Genomic DNA, 15,213 nt, shown 5'->3' on the forward strand with positions numbered 1-15,213 from the left:
ATTCTGCCCAGAGGTGCCATGACCCAAATCATCGAATGCGTCCCCAATTTCTCTGAAGGCCGCCGCCCTGAAGTCGTCGAGCAGATCCTCGCAGCCATCCGCTCGGTGGATGGCATCGTATTGCTTGATCAAAGCTCCGACGCCGACCATAACCGCAGTGTCATCACCTTCGTCGGCAACGCCGCCGCGGTGGAGGAAGCCGCCTATCTGGGCATCGCAAAGGCGGCCGAGCTGATCGATATGGATCAGCATTCCGGTGAACACCCGCGCATGGGTGCCACCGATGTGGTGCCGTTCATCCCTATCGCCGGCGCCAGCATGGAAGACTGCGTGCAGATCGCCAACCGCCTCGGCAAGCGCGTCGGCGAGTTGGGCATCCCCGTCTATTTATATGAAGATGCCGCCACCAAAGAGAGCCGCCGCAACCTGGAAGACGTGCGCCGCGGCCAATACGAAGGCATCCGTGAAGCCATCCAGACCAAAAAGTCGCGCAAGCCAGACTATGGCCCCGCCAGGCTCGGCCGCGCTGGCGCCACCGCCATCGGGGCGCGGGCGCCGCTGATCGCCTACAACGTCTATTTGAACACCGGCGATGTGCGTGTGGCGCAGGAGGTGGGCAAGGCCGTGCGCCACTCCTCCGGCGGGCTGCGCTTTGTGAAGGGCGCCGGCTTCCTGGTGGATGGTAAGGCGCAGGTCTCGATGAACCTGACCAACTTCCGCAAGACGCCCCTGGCGCGCGTGATGGACATGATCCGCTACGAGGCCGCCCGCTACGGCGCCCAGATCGAGCGTAGCGAGCTGGTCGGCCTGATCCCGCAGGAAGCGTTGGATGACGCCGCCGCCTGGTACCTACAACTGCACGACTTTGACCGCCAGCAAATTCTGGAACGCCGCATCCAGAGCACCTCCCAACCGGCCGAAAGTTCCTTCCTGGATGCGGTCGCCTCTGCCGAACCGGCCCCTGGCGGCGGCTCAGCGGCTGCCCACGCCGGCGCGCTGGCGGCCGCCCTCGTGGCCATGGTGGCGCGCCTTACCATCGGCAAGAAGAAATACTCCGCGGTGCAGGGCGAGATGAACAGCCTGCTCGAGCAGGCTGAGAGTTTGCGTAAAGAATTCACCGTGGCGGTGGAGCAAGACGCGGCCGCCTTTCACGCCGTGATGGCCGCCATGAAGCTGCCCAAAGAGCCGGAGGCCAAGGCCGCCGAGCGCAGCGCGGCCATTGAAGCCGCCACGCTTGAGGCTACTCGCCTGCCGCTCACTGTGGCTGTCATGGCGGTGCGCGCCCTGCAGCTTGCGCGGCAAGCCGCCGAGCTTGGCAATACCAACGCCCTCAGCGACGCCGGCACTGCCGCCGCGCTGGCCAAGGCCAGTTTGCAGGGCGCCGCGCTCAATGTGCGCATCAATGCCGCGGCGCTGCCAGGCAACGCCCAGGCCGACGCCTATTTGCAAGAGCTGCACAGTTTGCAAGCGCAGGCGGCAGAATTGGAAGCCCAGGCCCAGCAGCATGTTGCCGCCCGCGGCGGTTTTTAGCAGTGCCTGCTTCGGAGCAAACGTCTATGCGCCTTACCCACACATCTTTGCAACGCAGCCTGTTGCTTCTGTTGGCCGCCAGCCTGCTGCTGGCGGGCTGCAACCTGCCCACTGGGGTTGCGCCGACTTCAGGCGGCGCAGCCCCCAGCATGACTCCCTTCCAGCCAGACTTTTCGCCAGACCCCACCGCTGAGCCTGACCCGCTGTGGTATCTGGCCCCCGGGCTGCCCGAAGCCTTTGTCGCGGAGCTGGCTCTGCCTGACGGTGCTCTGGTTACTGAGGATGCGGCCGCCGCGGACTACAGCATTACCGTAGGCGGGGAGGGCGCGCCGCTGGCGCAGTGGGTCTATGCGTTGGTCGCTCCGTTCCCCACCATTGCCGAAGAAGTCTCCTCCGCAGACCTGCAGGCCGCATGGGCTGGCCGCAGCGCCGGCCCGTTCGCCGGCGAGCCGCTGCTGCTGAGCCAGAGCACCTTGGCCGCGTTCAGCGCCGCCTGGGGCGAGCCGGCCGCCGGCGCGGTGCAAGTATTGCCCGCTACCGAGCTGCTCGACGCGGCCTGGGCCAGGCAGCCCAGCTGGGCGCTGGTGCCCTTTGAGGAGTTGGCGCCGCGCTGGAAGGTGCTGGCCGTGGACGGCCAGGCGCCGATATGGAAAAGCTTCGACATCGCCGGTTACGCCCTTACCCTGCCCATCACCATCAGCAGCGCCGCCGAGCTGGTGACCGCGCCCCCCAGCAACCGCGAGGCCGATAAGCTCACCACGGTGCTGCTGACCGGCGTGACCGCCCTGGTGCGCGCCACTGCGTGGGAGATGGAGCGCAAGGGCATCACCTACCCGGCCGAGGACGTCGGCGATGTGATGCGTGAAGCTGACATTGCCCATATCAGCAACGAGGTGCCGTTCGCCGAGAATTGCCCGCCGCCTGACCCCAGCCAGCGCACGCTGGTCTTCTGCAGTGATGCCGCCTATATCGAGCTGCTGGATGAGCTCGGCACCGATGTGGTCGAGCTGACCGGTGACCACTTCAACGATTGGACCCGCGCCGCTATGGAATACACGCTGGAGCAATACCGTCAGCGCGGCTGGCCCTATTACGGTGGCGGTATTGACCTCAATGAAGCCATGCAACCCCTGCGCATGGAAAACAACGGCAACCGCATCGCCTTCATCGGCTGCAACGGCAAGGGCGGCGGCTACGCCTCGGCCACCGACAGCTATCCCGGCACCTGGGCCTGCAATTACGACTACATGGAAAGCACCATTCGCCAGCTGGTAGATGAGGGCTATATCGTCATCGCCACCTTCCAGCACAACGAGGTCTACCAGTACAAGCCCTCCGATACGCTGGTGCGCGATTTTGGCCGCGTGGCCGCCGCCGGCGCCAGCATCGTCAGCGGCAGCCAGGCCCACCAGCCGCATGGCGTAGAGTTTTACAACCCTGGCTCGTTAATTACCTACGGCCTGGGCAACATGTTCTTCGACCAGATCATTTTTGGCTACGACACATCCCACGGCATGATGGTGCGCCACGTGATATACGATAATCAGTACATCAGCGCCGAGCTGCTGCCCTTTGTTTTCGTGGACTATGCTAAGCCGCGCTGGCTCAGCGCAGAAGAGCGCGCTGAGTTCCTGAACATCATCTTCAACAATAGTCTGTGGGGGCCGCGGCCGGCTGAAGATGGTTCGTAAAATGTAAAGTAATAACTATCAGGGTTGCTAAGAAGATGCTTCGTCTTTGCGAGGCGTAGGCTTGCCTGCGCCGAAGCAATCCCCAAGCCGATATGAAATTTGCAATCTTAGGAGAGAAAGATGGGACTGAAACCTGACCACTGGATCGAGAAGATGGCCCGCGAGAAGGGCATGATCGAGCCGTACGAGCCCGCCCAGGTGCGCCAGGGCGTCATTTCCTACGGCGTGTCATCCTACGGCTACGACATTCGCGTCGCCGATGAGTTCAAGATCTTCACCAACGTCCACTCCGCCGTGGTGGATCCTAAGAACTTCGACGAAAAATCGATGGTGGATTTCAGGGGCGATGTCTGCATCGTGCCGCCCAACTCTTTCGCCCTGGCGCGCACGGTGGAGTACTTCCGCATCCCGCGCAACGTCCTCACCATCTGCCTGGGAAAAAGCACCTATGCCCGCTGCGGCATCATCGTCAACGTCACCCCCTTCGAGCCGGAGTGGGAAGGCTTCGTAACACTGGAGATCTCGAACACCACGCCGCTGCCCGCCAAGATCTACGCCAACGAGGGTCTCGCCCAGGTGCTCTTCTTCGAAGCCGATGAAGAATGCCGCGTCTCGTATGCGGACAAGAAGGGCAAGTACCAGAAGCAGCAAAGTATCGTCCTGCCAAAGCTGTAGATAGCTGTTAGCGGTCCTTGTATCTCACTGACTGTCTTTGCGAGCGATATGCTGCGCAGCAGCATGAGCGAAACATCGAAGATTGCACAATCCCCAAGCGAGTTTGCATAGCAAGTTGGGGATTGCTTCGCTTGCGCAGCTTTGCTGCGCATCGCTCGCAAAGACACTTGTGCCTAATTCGTGTCGCCCTGAGCGCAGCGAAGGGCATTTATGGAGTTTGGGGATGAATAGTCTCTACTGAATATAGGACGATTGGTCACTCCGAACGAGCCGTAGCCTCAAGACTGCTGGCGCCGCGCCAGCGTAAGATCCCTGCTGGTATGTCTTCCGCGCCTGACCATACGTAGGGGCGCAGCATGCTGCGCCGATCTAAACAAAAAATCCCACCATGCGGTGGGATTTTATTTGCCTAGCTATGCGCGCCGCTCACCCCAACGGAATAGCGATCGAGCCCGTGATCAGCAGGCAGAACGCGCCAATGATCAGCACCATGAAAAAGAACATCACCGAGATCACAAAACGCTGCAGGGGCGTCATGCCCAAAAAGCCCGTCTCGTCATCCTCGGTCTGGATCAAAGTCGGGGTTTCCTGAATTTCGTTCAAGAAACTTTCCGTATCGTCTTCTCGCAGAAAATCGTCCAGCATAAGTCTCCTGTGCTTCAGTCTAGCTTAATTGCCCGGCCTGTCAACCAAGGGCCGCAGCTGCACCTGCCCGGCTGGGTACGTGCGCTCTGCACCGTCCACCACCAGGCGCAGGCTGCCGTCCGCTGCCAGGCCGGCCAGAATACCCGTCACCGGCTCCGGCCCGCTGTGCAGTTGCACCGGCTGGTTCCGGTACGCCAGGCGCTGCTCCCAGGCTTGCAGGAACTCCGCCTGCGGCATGCGCGGCAGCCAAGTCAGCAGGCTCTCCAGCACTGCTCGCAGCAGGCCCGCGGCGGCCACAGGCCGGCCGGCGGCCTGCTCCACGCTGGTGGCCGGGAAGCGCAGTTGGCTGGCATCCGGTACAGACTCGGCTGCAACATTGATGCCAATTCCCAGGATCACTGCTTGCAGCTGACTGCCGGCCCAGTGGGCCTCGGGCAGCACCCCGCACAGCTTTTTGCCATCCGCCAGCACGTCGTTGGGCCACTTGATCTCGGCCTTGATGCCTAGCCCTCCCAGCGCCTCGCTCACCGCCAGCGCTCCCAGGCCGGATACCCGGCCCAGCTGGCTGGCCTGAAAGCCGGCGGGCGGCGGCAACAGCAGGCTAAAGGCCAGGGCGCTGCCCGGCGGGGTATGCCAGCTGCGCCCATCCCGCCCGCGGCCCTGGGTCTGCTCGTCGGCGGCGGCCAGGCATACGCCCGCCGCCCCCTCGGCCGCCCAGGCCGCCACTACGTCATTGGTCGAGCCTATGCTTTCATAAAACTCGGCCCGCGCTAGTGGCCGCGCCAGCGGCAAGCCGCTGACCACCTCCTTAAATTCCGTCTTGTTCATTGTAAGTATTCTATATCAAGGCATTGCTCTGGACTCTGGCCCAGGCCGCTGGTATACTTGCTTTTGCGCTCGCTTTCGCGGGCGCTTGCGCTGCGTAGCAGCGCACATCTCACACGCTTACCTGACTTGGCGGTGCGTGCCCTCACAGAGGGTCACCGCCAGGGATGACGGAAGCGGACGTATAACGCAAAGGAGTTTTACCTATGGCCCCCATTGATATGAAGGCCCTTCTCGAAGCGGGCGTGCACTTCGGGCACCGCACCCAGAAATGGGACCCGCGCATGAAGCCGTACATCTTCACCGAACGTAACGGCATCCACATCATTGACCTGCAGCAAACCGTAAAAGCGCTGGAAGAAGCCTACAAGCTGGTGCGCGAAGCCGTCGCCGACGGCAAGAGCGTGCTCTTCGTTGGTACCAAGCGCCAGGCCGTGGAAACCATTGAGGCCGAGGCGCAGCGCGCCGGCATGCCCTACGTCACCGTGCGCTGGCTGGGTGGCATGCTCACCAACTGGAGCACCATGCGCCAGCGCGTGAGCGAGCTCGAAGGCCTGGAGCGCATGGCCCAGCAGGCCCCCGCCGAGGGCGAGAGCAGCAAGCTCAAGCTCACCAAGCGTGAAATGCTCACCAACTCCCGCAAGGCCGAGAAACTGCAAGAGCGCTTTGGCGGTATCCGCAACATGAACCGCGTGCCTGACCTGTTGTTTGTAGTTGATGTCAACCGCGAAGAGACCGCCGTGCGCGAGGCCAATATCCTCGGCATTCCCGTTGTGGGCCTCGTGGACACCAACTGCAACCCCGGCGTGATTGACTACGTCATCCCTTCCAATGATGATGCCATCCGCGCCATCAAGCTTATGGTGTCCTATATGGCTGACGCCGCGCTGGAAGGCCGCTCCCTGCGCCAGGACAAGCAGGAAATCGAAACCGCCAAGGTGGAGACCAAGACGGCTGCCCCGCGCCGCCGCGCCGAAGATGGCCCGGTGGAAGAGCTGACCGACGAGGCTCTGCTCGGCCAGGCCACCCTGGCCAAGGTGGCTGAAGAGCAGGCCAAGGAAACCGCTGAGGCGGCTGCCAAGGCTGCCAAAGATGCTGAAAAAGCTGCAGCAGCAACTGACCCGGCCGCTGCCGCTGCCAAACCTGCCGCCAAGAAGCCTGCCGGCGCTCCCGCCGCCAAGACTCGCAAACCGAAACTGAAGAAGTCTGACCTGCAAGGGACAGGCGAGGAAGAAGTAACCGAATAATGGAAATCACGACTGAACTGATCAAAGAGCTGCGTCAGGCCACCGGTGCTGGCATCCTGGATTGCCGCGCCGCCCTCGAAGAAGCCAAGGGTGACTTCGACAAAGCGGTGGATGTCCTGCGCCAGAAGGGCCTCTCCAAGGCCGCCAAGCGTGCCGACCGCGAAGTGCTCAACGGCGCGGTCGAGCTCTACTCCCACGGCGATGGCCGCGTAGGCGTCATGGTGGAAGTCAACTGCGAGACGGACTTCGTTGCCCGCTCGGAGGCCTTCCGCAACCTGGCCCACGAGATCGCCCTGCAAATTGCCGCCAGCAGCCCGCAATGGCTCACTGAGGAAGAAGTCGATCCGGCCGCCATCGAGCGCGAGAAGCAGGTGGCCCTCAACACCGCCAAGGAAGCCGGCAAACCCGAAGCCTCCTGGGACAAGATCGCCGAAGGCCGCGTTCAGAAGTTTCTGGATGAGAACGTGCTGCTGCGCCAGGGTTACATCCGTGACGACAGCAAGACCATCAAAGACATGATCAGCGAAGGCGTCGTCGCCACCGGCGAGAACATCGTCGTGCGCCGTTTCGCCCGCTGGGAGCTGGGCGGCAAGTGACCCAACGCCCGTCAAGCGCCTTGATGAGAATGACCAAAGCGGTCCCCGCCGCAGCAGGTGATTCTCATAATCGGGAACAATGACAAGAAAACGGCCAACGGTGTGTTGGCCGTTTTTGTAGAATGAGGTGATATGAGCAACGCACAACAGTCCATTTACTCCCGCATCCTGCTCAAACTGAGCGGCGAGGCCCTCGGCGGGCCAGAAGGCCTGGGCATTGACCCCTTGAAAGCCGAAGGAATCGCCGCCCAGGTGTCAGATGTGGTCAAGATGGGCGTGCAGTTGGCCATCGTCATCGGCGCCGGCAACCTGTGGCGCGGCCGGACTGGCATCGAGCGCGGCATGGAGCGCGCCAATGCTGACTATATGGGCATGCTCGGTACGGTGATGAACGCTCTGGCCCTCATGGATGCCATCGAGCGCGCCAATGTGGACGTGCGTGTCCAGTCCGCCATTGAAATGCGCGCCGTCGCCGAGCCCTACATCCGCCGCCGTGCCATCCGCCACCTCGAGGTGGGCCGCGTGGTCATCTTCAGCGGCGGCACCGGCAACCCCTACTTTTCCACCGATACGGCCGCCGCCCTGCGCGCTATGGAGATCAGCGCAGACCTGGTCATCAAGGGCACCAAGGTGGACGGCGTGTACGACTCTGACCCTAAAAAGAACCCCGGCGCCAAGCGCTTTGAGCATCTGACCTATATTGACGCCCTCAACATGGGCCTCGGGGTCATGGATAGCACCGCCATCTCGCTGTGCATGGAGAACAACATGCCCATCCGCGTCCTCGACTTCTGGGAGGACGGCGCCTTGCGCAAAGCCCTGCTGGGCGAGCCGATCGGCACGCTGGTCAACTCCGGCAAATAGCCGGTGACAGGCAAGCCGGCATGCGGATCTGGTCGCTGCACCCGCAGCACCTGGATGCCAAGGGGCTGACCGCGCTGTGGCGCGAAACCCTGCTGGCACAGCGCGTGCTGCAGGGGCGCACGCGAGGCTATACCCAGCACCCGCAACTGCTGCGCTTCAAAGCCTGCGCTGACCCGCAGGCCGCCATCGCCACCTATCTGGCCGCTGTGCATGCCGAAGCCCAGGCGCGCGGCTACAACTTCAACGCCGCTCTCATCGCTGCCCCGCGCACCGATGAGCGTTTGGCGGTCAGCGAGGGCCAGCTGGCCTATGAGTGGCAGCACCTGCTCGCTAAGCTGCAGCAGCGGGCGCCTGACGTACATGCACAGCAAGCCGCCCTGGCCGCGCCGCAGCCGCACCCCATGTTCTACGTGCAGCCCGGCCCCATCGCTGAGTGGGAGCGGCCGTAGGCGCTGTCAATGGGCAAAAGTGCCTCAGTGGTAAAATGCCCTCATTCGTCTTTCCCGCTGGCTTTCCCGGCGGCTTCAGGAGGCTTTCGTGATCGCAGACATGCTCAAAGAGACCAAAGAGCGCATGCAAGGCGCTATTTCATCGCTCAAGGAAGATCTTTCGGCTATCCGTACCGGCCGTGCCACCCCCGCATTGGTCGAGAAGCTGATGGTGGAGTATTACGGGCAGCCCACACCGCTGATCCAGCTCGCCTCCATCAGCGTGCCTGAGCCGCGCCAGTTGCTGATCAAGCCCTTCGACCCGGGTAGCATCAAGGATATCGAGAAAGCCGTGCAAACCTCTGACCTGGGCCTGAACCCCAACTCAGACGGTAAAGTGGTGCGCCTGAACCTGCCTCCCCTCACCGAAGATCGCCGCCGCGAGCTGGTGAAGGTGGTCAACAGCCGCCTGGAAGAAGCCAACGTGGCCGTCCGCAACATTCGCCGGGATGTCATCAAAGACATGCGCGAGTACAAAGATGAGAAGCTGATCTCAGAGGATGAGCTCAAGCGCGGCGAAGATGACGTACAGAAGCTGACCGACGGGACCACCGGCGAGATCGAGAGCATGGGCAAGCAAAAAGAAAAAGAAGTGATGGAGATCTAGTCTTGGCACACAGGGCTGAGCCCGCTGCCGAGCTGAACGGGCGCGTTCCCCAACATATCGCCATCATCATGGATGGCAACGGCCGCTGGGCGAAGGCCCGCGGCCTGCCGCGCCTGGCCGGCCACCGCGCTGGCACCGAGAATCTGCGCAACATCATCCGCGCCTGCGTCGAGTTCGGCGTCAAGTACCTCACCATCTATGCCTTTTCAACCGAGAACTGGGGCCGCCCAGAGGAAGAGGTCAGCGGCCTGATGGGCATCTTTGATGAGGTGTTCGAGCGTGAGCTGGCCGAACTGCACAAGCAGGGGGCGCGGCTCAATCACATTGGCAATCTGGCGCAAGTGCGCCCCTCGCTGCGTGAGAAAGTGCTCAAGGGTATGGAGCTCACCAAGGGCAATGACAAACTGGTGCTCAACGTAGCCTTCAACTACGGTGGGCGGGATGAGTTGGTGCAAGCGGTCAAAGCCATTCTGCGGGATGGTGTAAAGGCGGATGACATCAACGAGGAAACCCTCTCGCGCTACATGTTCACTGCCGGCATCCCAGACCCTGATCTGGTCATCCGCACCTCGGGCGAGCAGCGCACCAGTAATTTTTTGATCTGGCAGGCCGCCTATGCGGAATGGGTCTTCCCGCAGACGTACTGGCCAGACTTTGGGCGGGATGAACTATTGAAGGCCATTCAGGATTTTGGCCACCGTGAACGCCGCTTTGGCGGCCTGGTGAATGAGGAAGACAATGGCGGGTAAACGCATCTTGGTGGCGCTGATCGGTCTGCCGATCGGTATTGCCATTTTCATGGCCGGCGGCGGGCTGTTTGCCGTCGCCTTCGCCATTATTCTTGGCTTGGCCGCCTGGGAGTATGCCGGGCTGTTTGCCAGCGGAGGCGCTCAACCGGCGCGCTGGCTGGTAGTGGCCGGGGCGGCTGGCCTGTTCCTGGCTGCTTATCTGCAAGCGCGCACAGACCTGTTGCTGGCGGCATTGGCCATGCTGGCGCTGGTGGTGCACCTGGTGCAATACGAACGGGGGCGCGAGCAGGCGGGTACCGACTTTGCCATAACCCTGAGCGGCATCTTCTATATCGGCGTGCTGGGCATGTACTTTGCCCACATGCGCAACTTACAGCACGGCGAGTGGTGGCTGCTGCTGACGCTGCTTGCCGTGTGGCTGGCCGACACCGCCGCCTACGCCATCGGCACACCGCTGGGCAGGCACAAGATGAGCCCGCGCCTGAGCCCCAAGAAAAGCTGGGAAGGCTACGCCGCCGGCGTGGTATTCGCCACACTGGGCGCACCGCTGTTCGGTCTGTTGCTGGCGCGGCTGGGCATGCCGGCTCATCCGATGTTTGCGCTGGGCAACCTGGCCATTCTCGGCTTCGCCGTCGGCGCGCTGACCACCTTGGGCGACTTGGGCGAGAGCATGATCAAGCGCCAAATGAAGGTGAAGGATGCCAGCCAGATCCTGCCCGGGCACGGCGGCATCTTTGACCGCATCGATTCGTGGTTGTGGGCGCTGCCCATCGGCTATTTCCTCGTCACCCTCGTTTTCTAAGGAGTACGTTTGAACGACCTCTCTCCCTCCCGTAACCTGGCTCTTGAACTTGTGCGTGTGACGGAGGCGGCCGCGCTGTCTGCGGCGCGCTTCATGGGCCGCGGCGACAAGCCCGCCGGCGACCAGGCCGCCGTGGACGGCATGCGCCTGGTGCTCAACAGCATCGAGATGAACGGGGTGGTGATCATTGGCGAGGGCGAGAAGGACCGGGCGCCTATGCTGTACAACGGGGAGCATGTCGGTTTTGGCGGCGAGCCGGAAGTGGATATTGCCGTCGACCCGATCGATGGCACGCGCCCGCTGGCCGAGGGCCGCCTGAACTCGATCGCCACTGTGGCGGTGGCGCCGCGCGGCACCATGTTCGACCCCGGGCCGTTCGTGTATATGAACAAGATCGCGGTTGGCCCGGCGGCCAAAGGCGCGATCAACGTGGAGCGCAGCATCAAAGACAACCTGGATGCCATCGCCAAAGCCAGCGGCAAGCGTATTCAGGATCTGGCGGTGATCATGCTTGACCGGCCGCGCCATGAGGAGCTCAAGGCCGAGGTGCGCCGCTGTGGAGCGCGCATCCGCATGATCGATGACGGCGATGTGGCCGCCGCCCTGATGACCGCCATGCCGGATGCCGGCATTGACGTGCTGCTGGGCATCGGCGGCACGCCTGAGGGCGTGCTGGCGGCCTGCGCCCTGCGCGCCATGGGCGGCGAGATCCAGGGCAAGCTGTACGCCCGCAACGAGGACGAGCTACGCCGCGGCCGCGAGATGGGCTACGACTTTGACAAGATCCTGACCATGGATGATCTCGTCTCGTCTGAGGATGTCTTCTTTGCCGCCACCGGCATCACGGATGGCGAGCTGCTCGACGGGGTCAAGTATTCGGCCACTGGCGCCCGCACGCATAGCCTGGTGGTGCGCGGCACCACCGGCACGGTGCGGCAGATCATTGCCAACCACAGCTTTGAAAAGCTGGAGAAGATCAGCCCCATCGACTATTAGCTGGCTGAAACGCACTGGAGCAGGCATGGCCAAAAAGAGCCCCGCACGCAAGAAAACTGAGACGCCCAAGGCCAGTTTGCGCGGCGTGGCCTACCGGCCCACGCCGGATGTTGTTGCCCAGGCTAATCTCAAAAATTGGGAGAGCATGGCGCGCAAAGCCAACCGCGACCTGGAAGGGTTCTGGGAAGCTGAGGCGCGCGAGCTCGAATGGTACAAGCCCTGGAAGAAAGTACTGGATGGCTCCAAGGCGCCGTTTTACAAGTGGTTCACGGGTTCGCGCGTCAACATTGTGCACAACGCCGTAGATCGCCATCTCCACACCCATCGTAAGAACAAACTGGCCCTGATATGGGAAAGCGAAGACGGCAAAGAAGAGCACAGCTATTCTTACTACAAGCTGAGCCGCGAGGTTTCGCGCATGGCCAGCATCATCAAGTCCATGGGTGTGCACAAGGGCGACCGGGTCACGATCTACATGGGACGCATTCCCGAAGCGGTATTCGCCATGCTGGCCTGCGCCAAGATCGGCGCGGTGCATTCGGTGGTGTTCGGCGGCTTCTCGGTGGACGCGCTGCAAAGCCGCATTGAAGACAGCCAGTCCAAGCTGCTGATCACCTGTGATGGCAGCTACCAGAACGGCAAACGCATTGAGCTCAAGCAGATCGCCGACGCCGCCCTGCAGCGCAGCCCCAGCGTGCAGAATGTGCTGGTGGTGCAGCGCACCGCGCACGAGGTCAACATGCAGCCGGAGCGCGACCACTGGTATCACGAGTTGCTCGAGACGCCAGTGGCCCAAGAGCGCTTCCCGACCGAGCCGATGGACGCCGAAGACCCGCTGTTCATCCTGTATACCTCCGGCTCCACCGGTCGGCCGAAGGCGATCGTGCATACCCACGGCGGCTACATGGTGGGCACCTACACCACGCTCAAGTATGTGTTCGACATCAAGGAAGAGGATCGCTACTGGTGCGCGGCAGATCCAGGCTGGATCACGGGCCACTCCTACATTGTGTATGGGCCGCTGCTCAATGGGGCTACCAGTTTTCTGTACGAAGGCGGGCCGGCGTTCCCCAACCCGGGCCGCTGGTGGCAGCTTATCGAACGCTATGGCATCACCATCCTCTACACCGCGCCCACCGCCATCCGTGGCCTGATGCGCTTTGGTGACGACTGGCCGAAGCAGTACGACCTCTCCAGCTTGCGGTTGCTGGGCTCGGTAGGTGAGCCGATCAATCCGGAGGCGTGGCGCTGGTACTTCAACGTGGTGGGCAAGAAACGCTGCCCGATCATGGACACCTGGTGGCAGACCGAGACCGGCATGTTCATGATCACGCCGACGCCGGTGGTGCCGCTCAAGCCGGGCTCGGGCGCCAAACCGTTCTTCGGCCAGGTGGCCGAAATTCTGGACGAGGCGGGCAAGCCGGTGAAGGATGGCGAGGAAGGCTACCTGGTGCTGACGCGGCCGTGGCCGGCCATGCTGCGCGGCATCTATGGCGACCCGGAGCGCTATGTCAAGCAATATTGGAGCACATACCCTGGCAAGTACATGACCGGCGATTCGGCGCGACGCGATAAGGATGGTTATTACTGGATCATTGGCCGGGTGGACGATGTCATCAAGGTCTCCGGCCACCGCCTCGGCACCGCCGAGGTCGAGTCGGCCCTGATCACGCACCCCGCCGTCGCCGAATCGGCCGCCATCGGCCTGCCGCATGACCTGAAAGGGCAGGGCATCCACTGCTTTGTTGTGCTGCGCCAGGACGCGGTGGCCAGCGACGTGCTGGCTGAAGAATTGCGCCAGCATGTAGCCCAGCACATGGGCGCCATTGCCCGGCCCGAGGATGTGCGCTTTACCGACAAGCTCCCCAAGACCCGCTCCGGCAAGATCATGCGCCGCGTGCTGAAAGCACGGGCGCAAGGCTTGCCCGAAGGCGATCTGAGCACGCTAGAAGACTAGTTTTGGCGCGCCCAGACCCAAATTGACACTGGGATAGGGCGATGGTATAGTCTCGCCCGACAACTGAATATTGCCCAGCGTGCCAAATCGGCATGCATTTCATCCAGAGAGGTTGAGGGAATCGGCCCGTTGAAACCTCGGCAACCCCCGTTTACGGAAGGTGCCAATTCCGACAGAAAAGTTCTGGAAGATGAGAGGGAGCAAGCCTGTGATTTGCCCTTCTCTGCTGTCTTAAGGGCAAATTTTTGTTTAACGGAGGCTTGTTGTTATGAGTAGCACCTTTATGCAGGCGGAAAAACTTCTGTTCACCTCGGAATCGGTGACGGAGGGACACCCCGACAAGATTTGTGACCAGGTAAGTGACGCGGTGTTGGATGCCTGCCTGGAGCAGGACCCGCTTTCACGCGTGGCGTGTGAGACTGCGGTCAAGACCGGCTTCGTGATGTTGCTGGGCGAGATCACCACCAAGGCCAACATCAACTATGACCAGTTGGTGCGCTCGGTGGTGAAGGATATTGGCTACACCAGCAGCGATTATGGCTTTGACGGCGAGAGCTGCGGCGTGCAGGTTGCGATCGCCCAGCAGTCCGGTGACATTGCCATGGGCGTGGACAAGGCGCTCGAAGCCAAGTCCGGCGAGATGACCGAAGCCGAGATCGAAGCAGTCGGCGCCGGCGACCAGGGCATGATGTTTGGTTATGCCTGCAATGAAACCCCGACCCTGCTGCCGATGCCGGTGTACCTGGCCCACAAGCTGACCCGCCGCCTGTCCGAGGTGCGCAAAGATGGCACACTGCCCTGGCTTCGCCCGGATGGCAAGAGCCAGGTGACCGTGGAATACTCCAAGGGCAAGCCCAAGCGGATTGACACCGTGCTCATCAGCACCCAGCACGCCGATGAGATTTCCGGTGAAGAAATTCGTAAGCAGATCATTGAGAAGGTCATCAACCCTGTGCTGCCTAAGGAATTGGTGGACGGCGACCTGAAGATCTACGTGAACCCGACCGGCCGCTTTGTTATCGGCGGCCCGATGGGTGACGCCGGCCTCACCGGGCGCAAGATCATCGTAGACACCTACGGTGGCATGGGGCGCCACGGCGGCGGCGCCTTCAGCGGCAAGGACCCCACAAAGGTGGACCGCTCGGCCGCCTACGCGGCCCGCTGGGCAGCCAAGAACGTGGTGGCCGCCGGCCTGGCAGAGCGCTGCGAGATCCAGGTGGCGTATGCCATCGGCGTCGCCCGCCCGCTGAGCGTGAACGTGGAGACCTTTGGCACCGGCAAGATTGCCGATGACAAGATCGCCGCGCTGGTTGAGAAGCATTTCGATCTGCGCCCGGGCGCCATCATCCGCGATCTGGACCTGCGCCGCCCGATCTACCGCCAGACGGCCGCCTACGGCCACTTTGGCCGCGACGACGTCAAGCTGCCCTGGGAAGACACCAGCCGCGCCGACGCGCTGGCTAAGGCCGCTGCTGCGTAGAGTTCGCTTCGCGAACCCTTTGGCCTTGCTGCTCAGCTTTGCGGAGCGACGCAACGCCAGC

General features: G+C 62.4%; 15 protein-coding genes and 1 riboswitch. Of the genes, 13 read left to right on the forward strand and 2 right to left on the reverse strand.

Features of this window, described 5'->3' with window-relative positions; translation table 11 throughout:
* The first annotated feature begins 18 nt into the window (after positions 1-18).
* The 3 genes from ftcD to KIT08_07555 all read left to right on the forward strand — a co-directional run bounded on the left by ftcD (position 19) and on the right by KIT08_07555 (position 3,896).
* Positions 19-1,530 (forward strand): glutamate formimidoyltransferase, encoded by a 1,512-nt coding sequence (gene ftcD, locus KIT08_07545; protein ID UYN88946.1) that lies wholly within the window; start codon positions 19-21, stop codon positions 1,528-1,530.
* A gap of 26 nt (positions 1,531-1,556) precedes the next feature.
* Entirely contained in the window at positions 1,557-3,221 is a 1,665-nt protein-coding gene (locus tag KIT08_07550; GenBank protein UYN88947.1) for a CapA family protein, read from the forward strand.
* A 120-nt stretch (positions 3,222-3,341) separates the two neighbouring features.
* Positions 3,342-3,896: a dCTP deaminase gene (locus KIT08_07555; protein UYN88948.1), complete on the forward strand. Its 555-nt coding sequence runs from the start codon at positions 3,342-3,344 to the stop codon at positions 3,894-3,896.
* Positions 3,897-4,322: 426 nt separating this feature from the next.
* Here KIT08_07555 and KIT08_07560 read toward each other — a convergent pair whose 3' ends face one another.
* Together KIT08_07560 and KIT08_07565 are read right to left on the reverse strand one after the other, a co-directional pair.
* Positions 4,323-4,541: a hypothetical protein gene (locus KIT08_07560; protein UYN88949.1), complete on the reverse strand. Its 219-nt coding sequence runs from the start codon at positions 4,539-4,541 to the stop codon at positions 4,323-4,325.
* 24 nt (positions 4,542-4,565) lie between these two features.
* On the reverse strand, positions 4,566-5,369 hold the full coding sequence (locus KIT08_07565) for a biotin--[acetyl-CoA-carboxylase] ligase (GenBank protein ID UYN88950.1): 804 nt from the start codon (positions 5,367-5,369) through the stop codon (positions 4,566-4,568).
* 203 nt (positions 5,370-5,572) lie between these two features.
* On the opposite strand from KIT08_07565, the gene rpsB reads away from it, so the two are divergent.
* From rpsB to metK, 10 genes are all read left to right on the forward strand, one after another.
* Complete coding sequence (gene rpsB, locus KIT08_07570) at positions 5,573-6,613, forward strand: 30S ribosomal protein S2 (GenBank protein UYN88951.1); 1,041 nt, start codon at positions 5,573-5,575, stop codon at positions 6,611-6,613.
* Positions 6,613-7,209 (forward strand): translation elongation factor Ts, encoded by a 597-nt coding sequence (tsf, locus tag KIT08_07575; GenBank protein ID UYN88952.1) that lies wholly within the window; start codon positions 6,613-6,615, stop codon positions 7,207-7,209. The genes rpsB and tsf overlap by 1 nt, the downstream gene beginning before the upstream one ends.
* A gap of 132 nt (positions 7,210-7,341) precedes the next feature.
* The gene (gene pyrH, locus KIT08_07580; protein ID UYN88953.1) at positions 7,342-8,073 is read left to right on the forward strand and encodes a UMP kinase; all 732 of its coding nucleotides are present in this window, start codon (positions 7,342-7,344) and stop codon (positions 8,071-8,073) included.
* A gap of 20 nt (positions 8,074-8,093) precedes the next feature.
* Positions 8,094-8,522: a DNA lyase gene (locus KIT08_07585; GenBank protein ID UYN88954.1), complete on the forward strand. Its 429-nt coding sequence runs from the start codon at positions 8,094-8,096 to the stop codon at positions 8,520-8,522.
* Positions 8,523-8,610: 88 nt separating this feature from the next.
* Complete coding sequence (frr, locus tag KIT08_07590; GenBank protein ID UYN88955.1) at positions 8,611-9,168, forward strand: ribosome recycling factor; 558 nt, start codon at positions 8,611-8,613, stop codon at positions 9,166-9,168.
* 68 nt (positions 9,169-9,236) lie between these two features.
* On the forward strand, positions 9,237-9,917 hold the full coding sequence (gene uppS / locus KIT08_07595) for a di-trans,poly-cis-decaprenylcistransferase (GenBank protein UYN90797.1): 681 nt from the start codon (positions 9,237-9,239) through the stop codon (positions 9,915-9,917).
* Entirely contained in the window at positions 9,907-10,719 is an 813-nt protein-coding gene (locus KIT08_07600) for a phosphatidate cytidylyltransferase (protein ID UYN88956.1), read from the forward strand. The genes uppS and KIT08_07600 overlap by 11 nt, the downstream gene beginning before the upstream one ends.
* A gap of 9 nt (positions 10,720-10,728) precedes the next feature.
* Entirely contained in the window at positions 10,729-11,715 is a 987-nt protein-coding gene (gene glpX / locus KIT08_07605) for a class II fructose-bisphosphatase (GenBank protein ID UYN88957.1), read from the forward strand.
* Between the two features lie 25 nt (positions 11,716-11,740).
* Complete coding sequence (gene acs / locus KIT08_07610) at positions 11,741-13,672, forward strand: acetate--CoA ligase (GenBank protein UYN88958.1); 1,932 nt, start codon at positions 11,741-11,743, stop codon at positions 13,670-13,672.
* A 96-nt stretch (positions 13,673-13,768) separates the two neighbouring features.
* A riboswitch (SAM riboswitch) is annotated at positions 13,769-13,869 on the forward strand.
* Between the two features lie 86 nt (positions 13,870-13,955).
* Complete coding sequence (gene metK, locus KIT08_07615; GenBank protein UYN90798.1) at positions 13,956-15,152, forward strand: methionine adenosyltransferase; 1,197 nt, start codon at positions 13,956-13,958, stop codon at positions 15,150-15,152.
* Positions 15,153-15,213: the final 61 nt, after the last annotated feature.

This window comes from Anaerolineales bacterium (assembly GCA_025808555.1).
Classification (GTDB): Bacteria; Chloroflexota; Anaerolineae; order Anaerolineales; family UBA11579; genus JAMCZK01.

Coding starts and splice junctions, on each gene's coding strand:
- KIT08_07585 (UYN88954.1), top strand. CDS start 8,094: ATGCGGATCTGGTCGCTGCACCCGCAGCACCTGGATGCCAAGGGGCTG.
- pyrH (UYN88953.1), top strand. CDS start 7,342: ATGAGCAACGCACAACAGTCCATTTACTCCCGCATCCTGCTCAAACTG.
- tsf (UYN88952.1), top strand. CDS start 6,613: ATGGAAATCACGACTGAACTGATCAAAGAGCTGCGTCAGGCCACCGGT.
- acs (UYN88958.1), top strand. CDS start 11,741: ATGGCCAAAAAGAGCCCCGCACGCAAGAAAACTGAGACGCCCAAGGCC.
- KIT08_07600 (UYN88956.1), top strand. CDS start 9,907: ATGGCGGGTAAACGCATCTTGGTGGCGCTGATCGGTCTGCCGATCGGT.
- rpsB (UYN88951.1), top strand. CDS start 5,573: ATGGCCCCCATTGATATGAAGGCCCTTCTCGAAGCGGGCGTGCACTTC.
- KIT08_07550 (UYN88947.1), top strand. CDS start 1,557: ATGCGCCTTACCCACACATCTTTGCAACGCAGCCTGTTGCTTCTGTTG.
- KIT08_07555 (UYN88948.1), top strand. CDS start 3,342: ATGGGACTGAAACCTGACCACTGGATCGAGAAGATGGCCCGCGAGAAG.
- metK (UYN90798.1), top strand. CDS start 13,956: ATGCAGGCGGAAAAACTTCTGTTCACCTCGGAATCGGTGACGGAGGGA.
- KIT08_07565 (UYN88950.1), bottom strand. CDS start 5,369: ATGAACAAGACGGAATTTAAGGAGGTGGTCAGCGGCTTGCCGCTGGCG.
- ftcD (UYN88946.1), top strand. CDS start 19: ATGACCCAAATCATCGAATGCGTCCCCAATTTCTCTGAAGGCCGCCGC.
- KIT08_07560 (UYN88949.1), bottom strand. CDS start 4,541: ATGCTGGACGATTTTCTGCGAGAAGACGATACGGAAAGTTTCTTGAAC.
- uppS (UYN90797.1), top strand. CDS start 9,237: ATGGATGGCAACGGCCGCTGGGCGAAGGCCCGCGGCCTGCCGCGCCTG.